The sequence below is a fragment of the Streptomyces sp. NPDC003247 genome (assembly GCF_042888135.1).
Lineage (GTDB): Bacteria > Actinomycetota > Actinomycetes > Streptomycetales > Streptomycetaceae > Streptomyces.
Map to the genome: position 1 here is coordinate 192599 of NZ_JBIAPF010000012.1, position 19826 is coordinate 212424.

Annotated in this window: 11 protein-coding genes and 1 tRNA gene; 9 read left to right on the forward strand and 3 right to left on the reverse strand. The window is 74.7% G+C overall.

The genetic code is table 11. The features are described from left to right. Positions 1 to 310: 310 nt before the first annotated feature. On the reverse strand, positions 311 to 1132 hold the full coding sequence (locus ACFYWQ_RS33950) for an alpha/beta hydrolase (RefSeq protein WP_389521890.1): 822 nt from the start codon (positions 1130 to 1132) through the stop codon (positions 311 to 313). 170 nt (positions 1133 to 1302) lie between these two features. On the opposite strand from ACFYWQ_RS33950, the gene ACFYWQ_RS33955 reads away from it, so the two are divergent. Continuing rightward, the gene (locus tag ACFYWQ_RS33955) at positions 1303 to 2490 is read left to right on the forward strand and encodes a thiolase family protein (RefSeq protein ID WP_389521892.1); all 1188 of its coding nucleotides are present in this window, start codon (positions 1303 to 1305) and stop codon (positions 2488 to 2490) included. Between the two features lie 131 nt (positions 2491 to 2621). After that, on the forward strand, positions 2622 to 3395 hold the full coding sequence (locus ACFYWQ_RS33960; protein WP_389521894.1) for a sulfite exporter TauE/SafE family protein: 774 nt from the start codon (positions 2622 to 2624) through the stop codon (positions 3393 to 3395). Between the two features lie 45 nt (positions 3396 to 3440). Here the strand turns inward: ACFYWQ_RS33960 and cobF are convergent, their stop codons facing one another. Together cobF and ACFYWQ_RS33970 are read right to left on the reverse strand one after the other, a co-directional pair. Continuing rightward, the gene (cobF, locus tag ACFYWQ_RS33965) at positions 3441 to 4214 is read right to left on the reverse strand and encodes a precorrin-6A synthase (deacetylating) (RefSeq protein ID WP_389521895.1); all 774 of its coding nucleotides are present in this window, start codon (positions 4212 to 4214) and stop codon (positions 3441 to 3443) included. 232 nt (positions 4215 to 4446) lie between these two features. Beyond that, a complete protein-coding gene (locus ACFYWQ_RS33970; protein ID WP_389521896.1) occupies positions 4447 to 4968 on the reverse strand; it encodes a DUF309 domain-containing protein in 522 nt (173 codons plus the stop codon). Positions 4969 to 5066: 98 nt separating this feature from the next. Here ACFYWQ_RS33970 and ACFYWQ_RS33975 point away from each other — a divergent pair. The 7 genes from ACFYWQ_RS33975 (at position 5067) to ACFYWQ_RS34005 (ending at position 19810) form a co-directional block, all read left to right on the forward strand. Further along, positions 5067 to 5140 (forward strand) — tRNA-Pro (locus ACFYWQ_RS33975). Positions 5141 to 5853: 713 nt separating this feature from the next. Then, positions 5854 to 7230 (forward strand): MFS transporter, encoded by a 1377-nt coding sequence (locus ACFYWQ_RS33980; protein ID WP_389521897.1) that lies wholly within the window; start codon positions 5854 to 5856, stop codon positions 7228 to 7230. 53 nt (positions 7231 to 7283) lie between these two features. Next, complete coding sequence (locus ACFYWQ_RS33985; protein ID WP_389521898.1) at positions 7284 to 9131, forward strand: fatty acyl-AMP ligase; 1848 nt, start codon at positions 7284 to 7286, stop codon at positions 9129 to 9131. Beyond that, complete coding sequence (locus tag ACFYWQ_RS33990; protein ID WP_389521900.1) at positions 9128 to 15907, forward strand: SDR family NAD(P)-dependent oxidoreductase; 6780 nt, start codon at positions 9128 to 9130, stop codon at positions 15905 to 15907. Before ACFYWQ_RS33985 ends, ACFYWQ_RS33990 begins: the two co-directional genes overlap by 4 nt. Beyond that, positions 15900 to 17480: an acyl-CoA carboxylase subunit beta gene (locus tag ACFYWQ_RS33995; protein ID WP_389521902.1), complete on the forward strand. Its 1581-nt coding sequence runs from the start codon at positions 15900 to 15902 to the stop codon at positions 17478 to 17480. Before ACFYWQ_RS33990 ends, ACFYWQ_RS33995 begins: the two co-directional genes overlap by 8 nt. 61 nt (positions 17481 to 17541) lie before the next feature. Continuing rightward, positions 17542 to 18540, forward strand: a complete 999-nt coding sequence (locus ACFYWQ_RS34000; protein ID WP_389521903.1) for an alpha/beta hydrolase — start codon at positions 17542 to 17544, stop codon at positions 18538 to 18540. A gap of 49 nt (positions 18541 to 18589) precedes the next feature. Beyond that, positions 18590 to 19810, forward strand: coding sequence for a helix-turn-helix domain-containing protein (locus tag ACFYWQ_RS34005; protein ID WP_389521905.1), 1221 nt, complete (start codon positions 18590 to 18592; stop codon positions 19808 to 19810). Positions 19811 to 19826: the final 16 nt, after the last annotated feature.

Genomic DNA, 19826 nt, shown 5'->3' on the forward strand with positions numbered 1-19826 from the left:
CGCCCCGGCGGGCGGGGCCCGCCCGCTCCGGTCGGCGGCGGGGCCGGTGCCGTGGGGTGGCCGTCCGATGCCGTGAGACGGCCGTCCGGCCCGTGGGGCGGCCGTTCGGTCCGTGGGGCGTCCGTTCGGCCCGGTGGGGCGGCTGTTTGGTCCGGTGGGGCGGCTCGGTGGGGCGGCAGTCCGGTCCGGTGGGGCGGCCGTCCGTGCTCATGGGGTGAGTGGTCCGGCTTCTGGGTCCGTGGGGCGGGCGGCAGTCCGCTCTCGTGGGGTGAGCGGTCCGGCTTCCCGGTCCGGGGGCGGCAGCCGGCCCTCACGGGGCGAGGAGGCCGGCCTCCCGGGCGAGCACGCCGTCGAGGAAGTGGGTCAGGTCGGCGAACACCTCGGCCCGGTTGGTCTCGTGGAACACCTCGTGCCGGGCCCCGGGGTAGATCCGTTCGGTCAGACGGCCCCCGTTGAGCCGCTCGACGCCGATCCGGCTGCCGTCGAGCGGGACCAGCCGGTCGTCCTCGCCGTGCAGCCACAGCACGGGGAGCGTGCCGACGTCACCGCCCCGGGCGACGGCCTCCAGGGCCCGTACGAACGCCTCCAGCGTCGGTCGCCTCATCGGCCCGTGCCACACCAGCGGATCGTCCGCGTACGCGGCGCCCACCGCGGGGTCGCGGGAGAGCGCGGCCGGGCTGACCGGGGTGTCCGGGAGCTCGGGGAGGGCGAGCAGGCGTCCGGGGAGTTCCCAGGTGCCGATGACCGGGCCGGACAGCACGAGCGCGGCGAGCCCGTCGCCGTGCCGCTGGGCGTAGCGGGCGGCGACCAGCCCGCCCATCGAGTGGCCGATCACGACCACCGGCAGCTCCGGGTGGGCGGCCCGCGCGAGCCGGGCCGCGGTGTGCACGTCGGCGACCACGTCCTCGAAGTCCTCGATCACCACACGGTCGCCGGCCGACCGGCCGTGGCCGACGTGGTCGACGGCGAACACGGCGGCGCCGTGGCCGGCCAGGGCGCGGGCGGGGCCCTCGTAGCGCCCGGCGTGCTCGCCGTAGCCGTGTACCAGCAGGGCGACGTAGCGCGGCCGGGGATGCGGCCACTCGTAGGCGGTGAGCGGGCCCCGGGTGCCCGTGAGGACGTGCTCGGCCATGTCTCCTCCGGCAGGGTGGGTGCGGGTTCCCGGGGATCTTCCCAGGGGGCGGGGCACCGGTCTATAGTCCGAAACTAGCAGTGCTAATTAAATGTGCCGTGCCACGGCGTCGGTGCCGTGCCGATCACCCGGTGTCGTCGTCCGCGGCGCCGTCGGTCAGGAGTCCAGTCGTGCGTCCCGTCCATTTCGCGGCCGCCCGCCGCACCCCCATCGGAAAACTGCGCGGCGCCCTGTCCACCGTGCGTCCCGACGACCTCGCCGCAGGGGTGATCCGGGCGCTGGTCGCCGAGGTGCCCGCGCTCGACCCGGCCCGTATCGACGACGTGTACTGGGGCGCCGCCAACCAGTCCGGTGAGGACAACCGCAACGTGGCCCGCATGGCCGCGCTGCTCGCAGGCCTCCCCGAGACCGTGCCCGGCGCCACGGTCAACCGGCTGTGCGCCTCCGGGATGGAGGCCGTCACCGCCGCCGCCCGCACGATCGCCGCCGGCGAGGCCGACATCGTGCTCGCGGGCGGCTCCGAGTCGATGAGCCGCGCCCCCTTCGTCCTGGCCCGTCCCGACGACGCCCTCCCGCACCGCGTCGAGACCGTCGACACCCGGCTCGGCTGGCGTCTGGTCAACCCCGCGATGAAGGACCTGCACGGCCTGCTGGCCATGGGCGAGACGGCCGAAGAGGTCGCCACGCGGTACGGCGTCCCGCGCGAGCGCCAGGACGACTTCGCCCTGCGCAGCCACCGGCGGGCCGCCGAGGCGCGCGAGAACGGCCACTTCGACGACGAACTCCTGCCGGTCCGGCGCCCGGACGGCGTGGTCGTCGACGCCGACGAGGGCATCCGCGAGGACACCTCGTACGAGAGGCTCGCCGGGCTCCGGCCGGTCTTCCGGCCCGGAGGCACGGTCACCGCGGGCAACGCCTCACCGATGAACGACGGCGCCGCGGGCCTCCTGCTGGTCAGCGAGGAGGCACTGAACGACCTGGGGCTGGAGTCCCTGGGCCGGTACGTCGCCGGCGCCTCCGCGGGAGTGCACCCCGACGTGATGGGCATCGGCCCGGTGCCCGCCACCCGCAAGGCGCTCGCCCGCGCCGGCTGGAGCGTCGACGACGTGCAGGAGGCCGAGGTCAACGAGGCGTTCGCCGCCCAGGCGCTGGCGTGCGTGGACCGGCTGGGCATCGACCCCGGCCTGGTCAACCCCAGCGGCGGCGCCATCGCCCTGGGCCATCCGCTCGGCTGCTCGGGGGCCCGCATCCTCACCACGCTGCTCCACCGGATGCGGCGCACGGGTGCCGCGCGGGGGCTGGCGACGATGTGCGTGGGCGTGGGCCAGGGGAGCGCGGTGCTGGTGGAGAGGCACTAGCCGCACGTTCGTCCGTCCCTCCGTGGAGATGCCCGGCCTCACGCGGACGCGCCGCGGCCCCGCGGGGTGCGCCGTCAGGCGAGACGCCGCTTACCGCCGCCCGGTAGGTGCGCATAGCATCTGTTCCTGCAATGAACATGATGACCTTGTGGCACCTCACCGGCTGGGAGTTCGCCGCCCTCGCCCTCGCCGCCCTGCTGGTCGGCTTCTCCAAGACGGCCGTGAGCGGCGCCAACACGGTGAGCCTGGCGATCTTCGCCGCGGTCCTGCCCGCCCGCGCCTCCACCGGCGTCCTGCTGCCGATCCTGATCGCCGGCGACGTCCTGGCCGTCCTCACCTACCGGCGGCACGCCCACTGGCCCACGCTCTGGCGGCTGTTCCCCGCGGTCGCGGCCGGTGTCGTCGTCGGCACCCTCTTCCTGGTGTGGGCCGACGACGCGGTCGTCCGGACGTCGATCGGCGCGATCCTGCTGTTCATGGCGGGGGTCACGGTCTGGCGGCGCCGCACGGCCGAGGCGGCCGACGACCCCGACGCCGTGGTCACCCGGGCGGGCCGGGTCAAGGCCCGCTCCTACGGCGTCCTCGGCGGCTTCACCACGATGGTCGCCAACGCGGGCGGCCCCGTGATGTCGATGTACCTGCTGTCGGCGGGCTTCCGCAAGCTCGGCTTCCTCGGCACCTCCGCGTTCTTCTTCCTCATCGTGAACGTCTCGAAGGTGCCGTTCAGCGTGGGCCTCGGCCTGATCGACGGCCGTTCCCTGCTCCTGGACGCGGCGCTCGCCGTGTTCGTCGTGCCCGGGGCGCTGCTCGGCAAGTGGGCCGTGCACCGCATCGACCAGAAGCTGTTCGAGCGGCTCGTCATCGCGGCCACCGTGGCCGGCGGTCTCCAGCTGTTGCTGCGGTAGACCGGGCGGGCGCACCCGCCCGCGACACCGCCCCGCGCGCCTTCCTCAGGCGTCCCCGGGGTTGCGGCGCAGCAGGTACGTGTCCATGATCCAGCCCTTGCGCTCGCGCGCCTCGGCCCGCAGCCGCTCGATGCGGGGACCGGCCTCGGCGAGGGGGCCGGAGACGAGGATCTCGTCCGGGGTGCCGATGTAGGCGCCCCAGTAGATGTCGATGTCCTCCCGCGCGTACCGCCGGAAGGTCTGGTGGGCGTCCAGCATCACCACCACGTCGTCCACCCCCTCCGGGAAGCCCTCGGCCAGCCGCCGCCCCGTCGTGATCTGCACCGGCCGCGCCACCCGGTTCAGCCCCGTCCGGTGCCGGGCCACGAGCGCCGAGACACTGCTGATCCCCGGCACCACGTCGTACGTGAACGCCACCGAGCCCCGGGCCAGCACCTCCTCCAGGATGCCCAGCGTGCTGTCGTAGAGCGCCGGATCCCCCCACACCAGGAACGCGCCCCGGTCGTCCTCGCCCAGCTCCTCGGCGATCAGCCGCTCGTAGATGTCGGCGCGCGCGGTGCGCCAGTCGCCGACGGCGGGGGAGTAGGCCGCGCCGCCCGCCCGGCGGTCCCGCTCCGGATCGCGCGCCTCCACGATCCGGTACGTCCCCTCCGGCACGTGCGTGTCCAGCATGTCCCGGCGCAGCCGCGTGAGGTCGCTCTTCACCTCGCCCTTGTCCAGGACGAAGAACACGTCCGTGCTCCGCAGCGCCCTGACCGCCTGGAGGGTGAGCTGGTCGGGGTCGCCCGCGCCGATACCGATGACATGAATCTCTCGCACGACCACGAGTCTGCCGTACGCCACTGACAGTGACGGCACCGGATCCCACCGGCCGCCCCCGCGGCCGGGGCGCCGCCTCTGGGGCCGGGGCGCCGCCTCTGCGGCCGGGGCGCCGCCTCCGATCACCGTCATCGCGGCCCGGGCGCCACCTCCGTCACCGCGGCCGGGTCGCCGTCTCCGGCCGTCCGTCGTCGGCCGGGGCGTCGCCTCCGGCCGCCGCCTCGATCGCCCGTCACCGCAGCCGGGGCGCCGCCTCCCGCGCGTCCACCACGGGGTGCGCGCCCTCCACGGTTCCGGCGAGCCCCCGCGCCCAGTCGGCCAGTCCGGCGACGTCGATCCCGTGCGGCCGCCACTGACCCGCGCCCCGGGCCCACTCCTCCAGTGCCCCGGCGCCACGCCGCAGCAGCCGGGCGCCGCCCGTGACGTTGCCGCGCGCGGCGTGCGTGAGCCCCACCGCGAGCTGCGCCAGCCCCCGCCACAGGGCGCGCTCCGCCTCGGGGCCCGACTTCCAGGCGTCCTCGAACACCTCGTGCGCGTGGAACGGCTTGCCGGCGTCCAGCAGGGCCTGCGCCTCCACGACCGTCTCCCGCGGTGTGCGCACCACCCCCTCGGGCTGCCGTTCCACCCCGGGCGCGCCGTACGGCAGCGGCCGCCCCAGCCCGTCCCGGGGCCGGGCGTTACGCGCCCGCCCCTCCGCGTCCCGGTCCCGTACGCCGGCGGGCCGGCCGTCGTCGTTGTCTCCTGTGCTGCCCATGGGGCGATTGTCCCGCGCCGGTGCCCCCTTCGGCGCAGCGCCCGGTGTGGGGTAAAGTGCTGTTCGCGCGATCACGCGGAACTCCGCGGGAAGCGCACCGGGACGTGGCGCAGCTTGGTAGCGCACTTGACTGGGGGTCAAGGGGTCGCAGGTTCAAATCCTGTCGTCCCGACTCATAGGAGTCGCAGGTCAGGGCCGTTTTCGGAGGCATCCGAAAACGGCCCTCGATCATTTTCGGGGACCGGCGGGGACCGATGGGGACCGGTGTCCTTGATCGGCGTCAGCGGGATCGCACGGACACGGGTCGCGGCCGCCGAAGCGCCGCTTCCGGCACACCTCGACGCGCTCCGCGCACCGGGCCCGCCACCGGATCCGCCGCCGGGTCCGGTCGTCGTTGCGTACACGACCCCCACCGCAAGCCAGGACACTCATGAGCATGACAGTCCGCTCGGGTGCGCGTGGCACGGGGCGGCGATCTTTTCCCGGGCCCGTTCTCGGCGCCGTGACGGCCCACCTAGCTTTTGCACTCCGCTTTTCCGCCGTGGATCGAGGAGTCCGACGTGCGCCGTGCATTCGTTCCGAGGCCGGCGGTCTTCGCCGCTGACACGGCGGTGAGCGCCGCGACGCCGGCGCCGAGGTGCCGGAACCCCAGGAGCCGGAGCCCGGAACACCGCGGCACCTGCCCGGCCCGGCCGGAGCCGTCGTCCGGGGGCGCCGGCGCCGTATAAGCCCCGGCCGGCGATCAAGCGCGCTCGTTATCGGAAGTGGTGGCGAAGGCAGATGTGGCGGCTGTTCCTGCGTGCTGTACGCCGACCCGGACGACCGGTCCGGTTCGGTCGCCCCTCCCGCGGTCTCACCGGGCACACCGGCCTGTCCGGTGTCGCCATGACGGCCCGGCCGCCCGGCCCCCGGCCGCCCGGCCCCCGGCCGTCCTCCGGCCGGCTGCTGACCGTCATCGCGCTGGTCGCGTTCGTGAGCACCGCGGACAACGCGGTCCTCGTCGCGGCCCTGACGTCCATTCGGACCGACCTCGGTCTGGGGATGGCGGGCGCCCAGTGGCTCGGCATCGCCTACATGCTGACCTTCGCCGGGCTGCTTCCGGCCACGGGACCGCTGCTCGACCGCTGGGGGCCGGCGGGGCTGCGGGCGGGGCTGGCGCTCTTCGCCTCGGCGTCGCTGGCCGCCGCGTCGGCGTCCGACGCCGCCGTTCTCGTGGCTGCCCGGGTGGGGCAGGGCGCAGGGGCCGCGATCGTGGTCCCCGGCACCCTGCGGCTGTTGCGCACCGGGCTGCCGGCCCGTCACCGGCCCCTGGGGGCCGCCGTCTGGACCGCGGCCCTGGCCGCCGCGCTCGCGCTGGGACCGTGGCTGGGCGGTGTGCTCACCCAGCACGGCCACTGGTCATGGATCTTCCTGGCCCACCTGCCGCCGCTGGCCGCCGCGGCGATCCTGCTCGGCAGGCCGGCGCACGACGGGGCCGATCCGGTACGCACCGCGGTCCCCGTCGGCCCCGCACTGCTGGCGGTCGCCGCGAGCACGGCGGTGACGGCGGCCATCGTGGGGTGGGGCCAGGACTGGTCCTGGCTGCCCGTGGCCGTGGGCGCGGCCGCGCTGACGACGCTCGTACGCCACGAACTGCGCAGCGCCACACCGCTGTTCCCCCGCGAGGTCGTACGGAACTCCGCCGTGCTCGGTTCGGTCGGGGTGCTGCTGCCCTGGGGGATCGGGGTCAGCGGGGCCGTCTACTTCACCCCGATGGTGCATCAGGACGCCTTCGCCCAAGGCCCTGTGGCGGCGAGTCTGCCGCTCGTCGTCATCGCGATCGCGGTGGTGGCCGCCACACCCGCCGTGGTGCGCATGACGAGGTGGTTCGGGGTGCGTGCGACCGTCGCGGCCGGCTGCCTGGTGGGCGGCGGCGGGTTCCTGGCGCTGGCGGGCACCGCTCATGCGCCCGACCTGCTGTCGCGGGTCCCCGGTCTGGTGCTGCTCGGCCTCGGGGCAGCGTGCACCGCGCCTCTGACGGCCCACCCACTGGACACGGTCGCCGGCCGGGACTCCGGCACGGTCGCGGCACTGCTGACCGCGGCACGCGAAATGGCCGCCGCACTGGGCGTCGCCCTGCTCGGCCTGGTGCTGGCCCGGAACGCGGTGGCCGACCTCGCACACGGCTACGCCACGGCGCTGGTGGTGGCGGCCGCGCTCCAGGCCGTCGCCGCGACCGCCGCGCTGACGCTGCTCCGCCCGCCCGAGCAGGCGCCCCCGTGATCTTTCCCCCTCACGTTCCCCGTCCCGTTCCCTCCACGATTGCCGAGAACCCCATGCGCGTGCAACGAGCCGAACCCGCCACCCCCACCCCCACCTCCGAGGCGCCGTCCCCGCGGACGCTGTCCGGCCTGCTGCGCCGATGTGCCGACCGCCGAGGCGACGAACCCGCCGTCACCCACCTCGACCACTCCCGGGTCCGTGACGGCGTGGCCACCACCGTCACCTGGAGAGAACTCGACGAACGAGCCGACGCCGTGGCCGCCTGGATCCGGCCCCGGGCGTCCGCGGGCGACCGGGCCGCGGTGATGTGCGCCCAGTCGATCGACTACCTCGCGTCGTTCCTCGGGGTGATCCGCGCGGGGCTGATCGCGGTGCCCCTGTTCCCTCCGGGCGACGCCCGGCAGTGGCAGCGGTTGTCCGGCGTGCTCGCCGACTGCGCGCCGGCCCTGCTGCTCACCACCTGGCGTGAGGTCCACGCCGTACAGGAGTTCGCGGGCGCCCAGGGCTTCGCCGAGGGCCAGGTGGTGGCGGTCGACGCCCTGCCCGCCGCCGGCGAGCGCATCGCCGAACCCGTCCGGACCGACCCCGACGACATCGCCTACCTGCAATACACCTCCGGGTCCACCAGGGCCCCGGCCGGCGTCATGGTGAGCCACCGCAACGTCCTCGTGAACTGCCGTCAGGTCCTCGACACCTTCGGCATGCGGCCCGGGCACACCGTCAACGTGTCCTGGCTGCCGCTGTTCCACGACATGGGACTGGTGATCGGACTCGCCGCCCCCGTGGTGTCGGCGACCCGGGCGGTGCTGATGGACCCGGAGGCGTTCCTCGCCGACCCGGCCCGATGGCTGCGCGCGATGTCGGCCAACCCGGGCGCGATCACCGCCGCACCGAGTTTCGCCTACGCCTACGCCGCCACGCGTGTCACCGAGGCCGATCGCGCCCTGCTGAACCTCGACCACGTCGTCGCGCTGATCGACGGCAGCGAACCGATCCTGCCCGCGAACATCGAGCTGTTCCGGGCGGCGTTCACCGACTGCGGCCTGCCGCCCCACGCCCACCGCCCCGCCTACGGGCTGGCCGAGGCGACCGTACTGGTGTCGGCCTCCCCCGCAGGGGAGGGGCCGCGGATGATCCGCCTGGACCGGGACGCCCTCGCGGCCGGACACGCCGTCGAAGCGGAAGGAGCGTCGGGAGTGAAAGGAGGGGCGGGCGCGGAAGGAGCGGCGGGCGTGGCAGGAGTGGAAGGAGCGGAAGGCGCGGCGGGCGCGGCCGGAGTGGAAGGCGCGGCGGGTGCGGCCGGAGTGGCCACGCTGGTCGGTTGCGGTCTTCCGGCCGGCCAGCGGATACGGATCACCGACCCGGTCACGGCCGCGCCGCTGCCCGAGGCCCGGGTGGGAGAGATCTGGGTCAGCGGCGGCAACGTGGGCCTGGGCTACTGGGGCAGGCCGCAGGAGACGGCGGCCGTCTTCGTCGAGGACGGGGAGGGCCGCTGGCTGCGCACCGGCGACCTCGGTGTGATCGTCGACGGCCACCTCTGCATCACCGGGCGCATCAAGGACCTCGTGGTCCTGGACGGGCGCAACCACTACCCGCAGGACATAGAGCTCACCGTCGAGCGGGCGCACCCCGGCGTCCGCAGGCACGCGGTGGCCGCCTTCGGTGTCCCGACCGACGACGGCGAACGGCTGGTCCTGCTGGCCGAGCGGGCCAAGGGCGTCGACCCGGACGCCGTCCCCGACAGCGAGATCATCGCCACGGTGCGGACGGCACTGACCGACGTGCACGGCATCGGACTGCACGCGATGGTGCTGCTGGGGCCGGGAGAGGTCCCGCGCACCTCCAGCGGAAAGATCAGCCGGTCCGGCGCCCGGGCCCGCTTCCTGCGGAACGCGTCGTGACGGCCACGCCGCGCGACGAGCGCGCATGGCTGCTCTGGTTACGCACCCTGGTGGGCACCGAGCTGGGCCACGAACTCACCGACGCCGACCTGTCCCGCCCGCTGCGCGAGTGCGGGCTGTCCTCGCGGCAGACGGTCGCCGTCGCCGCGGCCGTCGCCCGCCGGGCCGGCCGCGACCTGCCCCCCACCCTGCTGTGGAGCGCGCCCACGGTCACCGACCTGGCGAAGGTCCTCGCCGAAGCCGCCGGCCCGGACGAAGCGGTCGAGGCGCGCGCGGCCGCCTTCCCGCCGGTCGCGGTGGTGGGCCTCGCGTGCCGGGTCCCCGGCGCCGCCACGGCCGAGGCGTACTGGTCCCTGCTGCTGGAGAGCCGGGACGCGGTCGGCGAGGTCCCCGCGGAGCGCTGGCCCCAGGCGGGCGACGACGTGCCCCGGCAGGCGGGCGTGCTCGCCGGCATCGCCTCCTTCGACGCCGAGTTCTTCGGCGTCTCTCCCGAGGAGGCCGCACTGATGGACCCGCAGCAGCGGCTGCTGCTGGAGGTCGCCTGGGAGGCACTGGCCCACGCGGGGATCCCGCCGGGGCGACTGCGGGGCACCGACACGGGCGTCTGGGTCGGGCTGTCGGCCACCGAGTACTCGCTGCTCACCCTCGCCGACACGGCCCGGGCCGACGCGTGGTCGAGCCAGGGCGCGGCGGGCTCGATCGCGGCCAACCGGCTGTCCTACGCCCTGGGCGTCCACGGTCCCAGCATGACCATCGACACCGCGTGCTCGTCGTCACTGGTGGCCGTGCACCAGGCGGTGCGCGCGCTGGCGCTCCAGGAGGCGGACGCCGCCCTGGCCTGCGGCGTCAATCTGCTCACCACGCCAGGGGTGAGCGCGTCGTTCGCCGCCGCCGGCGCGCTGGCCCCCGACGGGCGGTGCAAACCGTTCGACGCGGCCGCCGACGGCATCGTCCGCGGCGAGGGCTGCGGTGTGGTCGTCCTCAAGCGGCTCGCCGACGCCCGCCGGGCGGGGGACCGGGTCCTCGCCGTGATCCGTGGCGGGGCCGTGAACTCCGACGGCCGCTCCAACGGCCTGCTGGCCCCCAATCCGCTGGCCCAGCGGCGACTGCTGCGTCAGGCGTACGCCGCGGCCGGGGTCCCGGCGTCCACCGTCGACTACGTGGAGGCGCACGGCACCGGCACCCTGCTGGGCGATCCCATCGAGGCGGCCGCCCTGTCGGAGGCCCTCGCCGCCGACCGGCCCGACGACCGCCCGCTGCTCATCGGCTCGGTCAAGAGCAACATCGGCCACCTGGAGGGCGCCGCGGGCATCGCCGGCCTGATCAAGACCGTGCTGGCCCTGCACCACGGCCGCATCCCGGCCAGCCGCAACCACACCGAACCCAACCCCCACATCGACATGTCCCGGCTGCGGGTCGTCACCGAGAGCACCGTGTGGCCCCGCCACTCGGGCCAGGCCCGTGCGGGAGTGTCCGCGTTCGGGTTCGGCGGCACCAACGCCCACCTCGTCCTCGAGGAGTGGCCGCGCTCCGCACCACCGCCGGGCCAGCCGCACGGGCGCCCCGCCGTGATCGGCCTCGGAGCACCGACCACCGAACGGCTCGCGCGCGACGCCCGGGCACTCGCCGACTGGCTGACCGAGCGGGACGTGCCGCCGCACCGGCTGGCCGCCGCGCTGGCCCACGGCCGCGACCACGGCGTCTGCCGCGCGGCGATCGTCGCCACCGACCGGTCCGGCGTCCTCGCCGCGCTGAGAGCCCTCGCCGCCGGCCGCCCCCACGCACTGCTGGACACCGCGCGGCCGTCCCCGGCGCTCGACGAGGCACCGGTCTTCGTGTTCTCCGGCTACGGGTCGCAGTGGCCGGCGATGGGCGCCCGGCTCCTCCAGGAGGAACCGGCGTTCGCCCGAGCGGTGTCCGCACTGGACGGCCACTACGCCGACCTGGCGGGATTCCGGCTCTCGGAGGCCCTGGGCGAGCACGCGGGGGCCCAGGACTTCCGGGTCCACCAGCCCGCACTGTTCGGCATGCAGCTCGCCCTGGCCGAGCTGTGGCGCGCCCACGGCGTGACACCCGGCGCGGTGATCGGCCACTCGATCGGCGAGATCGCCGCCGCCGTCGTGGCGGGGGCGCTGAGCGCTCGGGACGGCCTCCGGGTGGTGCTCGCCCGTACCGCCCTGCTGGCCGAGGTCGACGGTGCGGGCGCGGGGGCGATGGCCGCGGTCGAACTGTCGGCGGACGGACTCGCCGAGCTGCGCGAGGCGTTCCCCTCGGTCACCGTCGCCGTCCACGCGTCCCCGGCCCAGTGCACCGTCAGCGGACCGCGCGAACAGGTCGCCGCCCTGGTCGCCCACGTCGGCGCGGGCGGCGGCATGGCACGGATGCTGAAGGTGGGCGGCGCCGGCCACTCGGCCGCGGTGGACCCCCTGCTGGGCCGGTTCCGCGCCGACCTGGGGCCGGTCCGTCCCGCCCCGCCCACGATCCCCGTGTACTCCACCGTCACCGACGACCCCCGGAAAGAGGCAGCCTTCGACGCCGCCTACTGGGCGGCCAACCTGCGCCGTCCGGTCCGGTTCACCCAGGCCGTGGCGGCCGCCCTCGACGACGGCCACCACAGCTTCGTCGAGGTGTCCGCTCACCCCATAGCGACGATCGCCGTCGAACAGACCGCGGCCGGCCGGGAGCCGGCCGCACAGGTGCTGGCGACCGTACGCCGTGACCCGGACGGCTCGACCGGGGGATTCGCCGCCGCGGTGGCGCGCGCCCACGTCCTGGGACACCCGGGTGTCCTGCTCGCCCGGCACCCCGACCGGGTGGTGCTCGACCTGCCCGCGCCGGGCTGGGAGCACCGCGAGTACTGGGTGCCGCCCGCCCCGGCGGGCCGGCCCGCCGGGGGCCATCCCCTGCTGGGGGAGGGAAACGAACTGCCTGAGGGCGACGGGCACGTGTGGTTCGGCGACGTCGGACTGGCCGACCACCCGTGGCTGGCCGATCACGCCGTCGACGGCGTACCGGTCCTGCCGGCCACCGCCCACCTGGAGCTGGTGCTCGCCGCCGGACAGTCGGTGCTCGGTCCGGTCGGGGTGCGCGACCTGGTGCTGCACCGCATGCTTCCGCTGGCCGAGCGGACCCGGGTGTGCCTGCGCGGACGCCGGACCGGCACCGGACTGGCCGTACGCGTGTACGGACCCGTGGGGGACCGGCACGTCCTGCTGGCCGACGCCACCGCCGTGCCGGCCCGGCGCCACACGGCCGATGCCACCGCCGTGTCGGCCCGGCGCCGTACGGCCGATGGCACCGCCGTGCCGGCCCGGCGCCGCACGGCCGACGCCTTCGCCGTGCCCGACGGCGGCCCGGTCGATGCCTTCGCCGTGTCCGACGGCGGCCCGGTCGATGCCTTCGCCGTGCCCGGCGACCACCCAGCCGATGCCTTCGCCGTGTCCGACGGCGGCCCGGTCGACGTCTCCGCCGTGCCCGGCGACCACCCAGCCGATGCCTTCGCCGTGTCCGACGGCGGCCCGGTCGACGTCTCCGCCGTGCCCGGCGACCACCCAGCCGACGCCCTCGTCGTGCCCGACGGCGCCCCGGTCGACCTCTACCGGCGTCTCGACGGCGTCGGACAGCGCTACGGGCCGGCGTTCCGGGCGCTGCGGTCGGTCACGGCGTCGGCGGGCACCGCCCGGGCCGACCTCGCCGTGCCCGCGCACCTGCGCCTGCGCCGCTTCCACCTGCACCCCGCCCAGGCCGACGCCTGCCTGCACGCGCTGGCCGCGGCGGTCGACGCCGACGAGGCCGCCCGCACGGCCTGGCTGCCGGTCCGCTTCGGCGGCGTCCACGTGAGCGGCGACGCCGCCGCGGGCGTACGGGTCCGGGCCAGGCTCGCGCCGGCCGGACAGGGAGCCGTCCGCCGCGGGGACGTACAGCTCCTCGACGCCCGCGACCAGGTGGTGGCGACGTTCGCGTCCGTCGAGTGCGCCCCCCTGAGCGCTGGAGACCTTCCCCTGGGCCTCGACCGGCTCGGCCATCACGCCGTCTGGACACCCCTGCCGTACGACGGGCCGCCCCGGCCCACGGGACCTCACGGCACCCAGGTGCTGCTGGACCACGGAGCCACCTGGACGGCCGAGCTGGCCGACGAGATCACCGCACACGGGGGACGGGCACACGTGGCCCCGGCGCACCAGGCCGCCGCCCACGCGGCCGGCCGCGACAGCGTGGTCCTGGCCATCGGCGGCCCCTCCGCACCGCTCGATCCGCGAGCGGCCCGCAGGCTCGTCGCCTCCGTCGCGGACACCGTGCGCGCCCTGGCCGAGCTCGACGCCCCGCCGCGGCTGTGGCTGGTGACCCGGGGCGCCGTCCCGATCACCGACGACCAGCCCGGACACCCGGGTCGGGCGGCACTGCGCGCGCTGGTCCGCGTCCTCGCCTTCGAGCACCCGGAGCTGCGCGCCACCCTCCTGGACCTCGACCCGGCGCCCGACGAGCGGTCCGTGGCGGAGGCGGCCGCCGAGATCCTCGTCTCCCCGCCGGACGACGAGGTCGCGTGGCGCGGCGGCGTCCGGTACGTGCGCAGACTGCGGAGCGGCACGCCACCCCCGCGCACCCCGCGCACCCTGCGCACCTCCCGCACCTCCCGCACCCCGGTCGTACGGCCGGGCTCCTACCTGATCACCGGCGGTCTCACCGGCCTCGGTCTGGCCACCGCCGAGTGGCTCGCCGAGCGGGGCGCGACCCGGCTGGTGCTCGCCGGCCGCCGGCCGCCCGCGCCCGCCGCCGCCGGGAGCATCGACCGGATGCGCGCGACGGGCGTCGAGGTGGCCGTGGTCAGCGGTGACATCGCCGACGCCCGCACCGCGGACCGCATGGTCGCCGCGGGCGGCGCGGACGGCATCCCGGTCCGCGGCGTGATCCACGCCGCGGGCGTCCTCGACGACGCGGCCGTGGTGGCCATGACCGACGGCCAGCTCGACACCGTCTGGCGGGCCAAGGCCGACGGCGCCCTGCGGCTGCACGAGGCGACGGCGGCGCTCGATCTGGACTGGTGGGTGGACTACTCCTCGGCCGCGGCCCTGCTCGGCTCCCCGGGGCAGGCCGCCTACGCCACCGCGAACGCCTGGCTCGACGCCTTCGGCGCCCACCGGCGCGCGCGGGGTGTCCCGGTGGTCACCGTCCACTGGGGTGCCTGGTCCGGGATCGGCGCCGCCGTCGCGGCGGCGGAGTCCGCGGCCGCGCGCCTCGGCCCCGTCGAAGGGTTCGCCGCCCTGGGGGAGCTCCTGGCCTCGGGACTGTCCCAGGTCGGTGTGTTCCGACTGGACATGAACTCCGTGCGGGACATGTTCCCCGACGCCGTGGGCCGGGCCTACTTCGCGGAGTCCGCGGCACCGGCGCCGGCCTCGGCGCGGGCGGCCGTCGGCACCACGCCGGAGGCGATCACCGGCCATCTGCTCGTCGTGTTCGGCGAACTGCTCCGTGCCGACCCGTCGTCCCTCGACCCCGACGCGCCGCTGACGGCACTGGGACTGGACTCGCTCACCGCCATGCGGGCACGCTCCACCGTCGAACGCGACATCGGGGTGCCGCTGCCGCTCCCGTTGCTGTTGCGCGGCGCGTCGACCACCGAGCTCGCCGCCGCGCTGGCCGAACGGCTCGCCACCGGGACGACAGCGGTGCCCCGGCAACGGCCGGGCACCGACAGCGCCCCGGGCCCGGAACCGCGCGACACCGCCGAGCGCTGGGTCGCCCGGCACTGGCGCGGGGTGCTCGGTGCCCACGGCCGTGCCGTCGACGTCACCCTGGACACCGCGGGCGCCACGGACGCGGACCGGGTCCGCCTGGCGCACGAGATGAACGCCGCCCTGCCCGGAGACGACCCCGTCCGGCTCACCGGCACGGACACGATCGCCACCGTCGCCGATCTTCTGCGCCACCGGATCGAGGGCGGCGCCGACGGACCGGTGCGGGTGCTCGCCGACCACGGACGGGAAGCGGCGCTCTTCCTGTTCCACCCCGCGGGCGGACCCACCGCGGTCTACCGGCCGCTCGCCGACCGGATCGGCGGGGCGGCGAACTGCTACGGGCTGGAACGGCTCGACGCCGTCGACACCGTGGAGGCCAAGGCCGCCGCCTACATCGCCGAGATCCGCCGCCTGCGCCCCCACGGGCCCTACCGGCTCGGAGGCTGGTCCTTCGGCGGCTGCCTGGCGTACGAGGTCGCGCGGCAGCTGACCGCGGCCGGCGCCGAGGTCGACCTGCTCTTCCTGATCGACGCCATCCTCCCCCTGCCCACCGACGACGTCGACAGGGCCCGCCTCACCCGCGTCGCGCGTTTCGCCGAGCACGTCGAGCGCACCTACGGCGTGCCGCTCGGCCTGGACGCTCCGGCCCTCGGCCAGGGAACCGACCTCGACCTGTTCGACCAGGTCGTCGCACGCATCCGCGAGCGGGTCCCGCAGCTGGGACAGGCCGCCCTGCACCACCAGTACACCTCGTACCTCGACGCGCGCATCGCCGAGACCTACCGGCCGCAGCCGTACGGCGGCCCGGTCCTGCTCTTCCGCGCCGCCGAGCCGCACCCCCTCACCACGTCGCTGGACCCCCGCTACCTGCGCACCGACACCGCCCTGGGCTGGGACGCCCTGTGCCCCGGCCTCGACGTCGTACCCGTCCCCGGAGACCACATCTCCGTGATCGATCCGCCCCACATCGACGTCGTGGCGCATCGGCTGCTCAAGGAACTGGAGTCGACGACACACGTCCCAGGAGGCCACCGTGGCTGACCGCCGCTCCGACGGCACCGCCGTGGACATCGCCGATCTGCTCGCACGCGACGACGAAGTCCTGCGGGTCAACGAGAAGAGCGCGGGCGAACGCCAGCACGCCAAGGGCAAGCTGACCGCTCGTGAGCGGATCGACCTGCTCGTCGATCCCGGCTCCTTCACCGAGTTCGACCGCTTCGCCCGGCACCGCTGCACCGACTTCGGCATGTCGGACCACCGTCCCTACGGCGACGGCGTGGTGACCGGCCAGGCCACCGTGGACGGACGCCCCGTCTGCCTGTTCTCCCAGGACTTCAGCGTCCTGGGCGGCAGTCTCGGCGAGGTCTTCGGCGAAAAGGTCCTCAAGATCATGGACCGTGCCCTCGACATCGGGTGCCCGATCGTGGGCATCAACGACTCCGGCGGGGCCCGCATCCAGGAGGGCGTGACGTCACTGGCGTACTACGCCGAGATCGCCATGCGCAACGTCGCCGCTTCCGGGGTGGTGCCGCAGGTCTCCCTGGTCCTCGGGCCCTGCGCGGGCGGTGCGGTCTACACCCCGGCCCTCACCGATTTCACCGTGATGGTCGACGGGACGGCGCACATGTTCGTCACCGGACCGGACGTCGTCGCCGCCGTCACCGGTGAACGCGTCAGCGCCGCCGACCTCGGCGGCGCCGCCGTCAACAGCGCGGTGTCCGGCAACGCCCACTACCGGGCCGGCGACGAGCCCGACGCCGTCGACTGGGTCCGGACCCTCCTGGGGTACCTCCCGGCCAACAACATGGACCCCGTTCCCACCTACCCGTCCCCCTCCGGCGACGAGATCACCCCCACCGACCGGGCGCTGGACTCCCTCGTCCCCGGCGACCCCGACCGGTCGTACGACATGCGGGAACTCGTCGCCGCCCTCGCCGACGACCACGAATTCCTGGAGGTGCACGACGGGTTCGCGCCCAACATGCTCTGCGCGTTCGCCCGGATCGAGGGCGGCACGGTCGGCGTGGTGGCGAACCAGCCCCGCCACCTCGCCGGAGTCATCGACATCGACGCCTCCGAGAAGGCGGCTCGTTTCGTCCGGTTCTGCGATGCCTTCGGGATTCCGCTGCTCACCCTCGCCGACGTCCCCGGATACCTGCCGGGAGTGGCCCAGGAACGGGCGGGCATCATCCGGCGCGGAGCGAAACTCCTCTACGCGTACGCCGAGGCGACCGTCCCCAAGGTGACCGTCGTGGTCCGCAAGGCCTACGGCGGTGGCTACGCGGTCATGGGCTCCAAGCACCTCGGGGCCGACGTCAACCTCGCCTGGCCCTCGGCGGAGATCGCGGTCATGGGTGCCGAGGGCGCGGTCGCCGTCCTGCACCGGCGCACCCTGCGGGAGACCGACGCGGGCGACCGCGACCGGATCAGGCAAGCCCTGGTGGACGACTACCGGGCCAGGACGGCGTCACCGTATCCGGCCGCCGAGCGGGGCTACGTCGATCGCGTCATTCGCCCCGCGGCGACGCGTGTCGAGGTGGCACGGGCCTTTCGCTCGCTCCGCTCGAAACGCAAACAACTCCCCGCGCGCAAACACGGGAACATCCCGCTGTGAGTTCCGCCCCCCGTCGCCGCTCGCCGGCCCCTCCTCGCCCCTCGTCAGGAAAGGAAAGAGCATGAGAATTCCAGGCGGATATCGTGCGGCTGCCGTGGCCCTGCTGGCCGCCGCGCTGACCGTGACCCCCCTCACCCCCGCGGCCGCGCCCGCCGTCGCCGCGTCCGTGTCCGTGCCCGCCGACGACGGCGCGAGCGTCGTGAGCGAGACCCGGATCGACGACCGCACCGTCGATCTGGAGATCGATTCCCCCGCCCTCGGCCGGCGAGCCATGGTCCGCGTCCTCCTCCCCGAGAACTGGGACAGCCGGACCGACCGGACCTGGCCGGCCCTGTGGCTGCTGCACGGCTGCTGCGACACGGCCGACTACCGCGCGTGGACCCAGTTCACCGACGTCGAGGAGTTCACCGCCGACAAGGACGTGATGGTCGTCATGCCCTCCGACGGGCCGGCCGGAATGTACTCGGCATGGTGGAACTTCGGCCTCAGTTCGAAGCCGGACTGGGAGACCTTCCACGTCACCGAGGTGCGGCAGATCCTCGAACGCAATTACCGGGCCGGCACCCAGCGGTCCGTGGCCGGCCTGTCCATCGGCGGATTCGGCGCCATGCACTACGCGTTCCGGCACCCGGAGCTGTTCGGGGCCGCCGCCTCCTACAGCGGAATGCTCAATACGCTGTCCTTCGGTGTTCCCGCGCTGATAAAGAGCATCCTCGTCCGGGAGGGAATCTGGAACTGGACGGCCCTGTGGGGCGAAGAGCTCCTGACCAACGGATTGTGGCGGTCCCACAATCCGTACGACAACGTCGAGGCACTCCGCGGAAAGGCGCTCTACGTATCGTCCGGAAACGGCCTGCCCAGTGATCTCGCGCCGGACGAGGGCGCGGACGCCCTCGAACCCGCCGCCCTGGGCACCTCACAGCAGTTCGTGGCGAAGCTCCAGGCCAACGGACTGCCGGTGACCAGCGATTTCTACGGGAACGGCACGCACGACTGGCCCTACTGGGAGCGCGCGCTGCACCGGTCCTGGCCCACTCTTGCCCAAGGGCTCGGCATGTGAGACAAGTTGTCAGCAGCAGTTCACACCGTGCCGGCTGGAGGTGCTCGGAGTGGGAAGGAACAACGTCACGGCCCCGATCTACGACCCTTGGTTCGAGTTGCCGGTCGAGATGGCCCACGTGCTGCGGCCCCGAGCGGACACCATCGCCACCGAGATGATCCAGGTCATCCAGCGCAGCGTGGCCAGCTACCGCGGATCGCTGGAGTCCCCCGTCGGGCGCGACCTGGTCGGCGCGGTCCGGCGCGCCGTCTACCAGTTCGTGGAACTCATCGAGGACCCCGGCCGGCCGCAGGACCAGGTCACCGCCTATTTCCGCAGACTGGGCCGCACCGAGTTCTTCGCCGGCCGCGACCTCGACCACCTTCAGGAGGCGTACCGCATCGGGGCGCAGGTCGCCTGCCGCTGCTACGTCGAATCCGCCCGTCAGGCCGATCTGCCGCTCTCGGCGGTGCTGCGCCTGGGCGAGGCCGTGCTGGTCCACATCAACGCCTTGGCCAACGAGTCGACCAAAGGCTATGCCGAGGCCAAAGCGCTGGGCACCGACGAGATCGCCGACCACCGCCGCGCGCTGGCCGAGCGTCTGCTGCAACGCGACCTCGACGGAGGCGCCGCACTGGAGGTCCTGGCCGACAAGGCGCGGTGGCCACTGCCCGACCAGGTCTCGTGTCTCGTCGTCGAGAACCAGACCACGCCACCGCTCGGGCATTTCCCCGACGTTCTGTTCGTCCCTCGCGGCACCGAACTGCGTGCGGTCCTCCCGGTCAGGGCCGGACCGGAAGGGGAGCAGCGCCTGCGGGCGGCGTTCCCCGGCCGGCGCCTGGTCGTGGGGCCGGCGGTCCCCCTGGCGGAGGCGTGGCTGTCGCTGCACTGCGCCCGCCTGACGGTGCACCACATCCGCCGGGGCCGCATCCCGGGCGACACGTCACTGGTGAAGGCCGAGACACATCTGACCGACCTCATCCTGCTGGCGGGCGATCCCGTCAGCGCCCTGGTGGCCGAGCGGCTGGTCGATCCCCTGGAAGGACTGTCACTGGGCAAGGCCAAACGCCTCGAGGAGACGCTGCGCGCCCTGCTCTCCTCCTGGAGCCGGTCCGCGCCGGAGGTCGCCACGGCGCTGGGCATCCATCCCCAGACGGCCCGCAACCGGCTGCGTCAGCTGAGGGAACTCTTCGGGGACCGCCTCGGCGACGCGAACTTCCGGTTCGACGCCGAGCTGGCGCTCCGCCTCCGGGACACGTCGTGCGGACGGGGCGGAGCAGCCGACGCGTGAGGGCCGCGGCGACGGT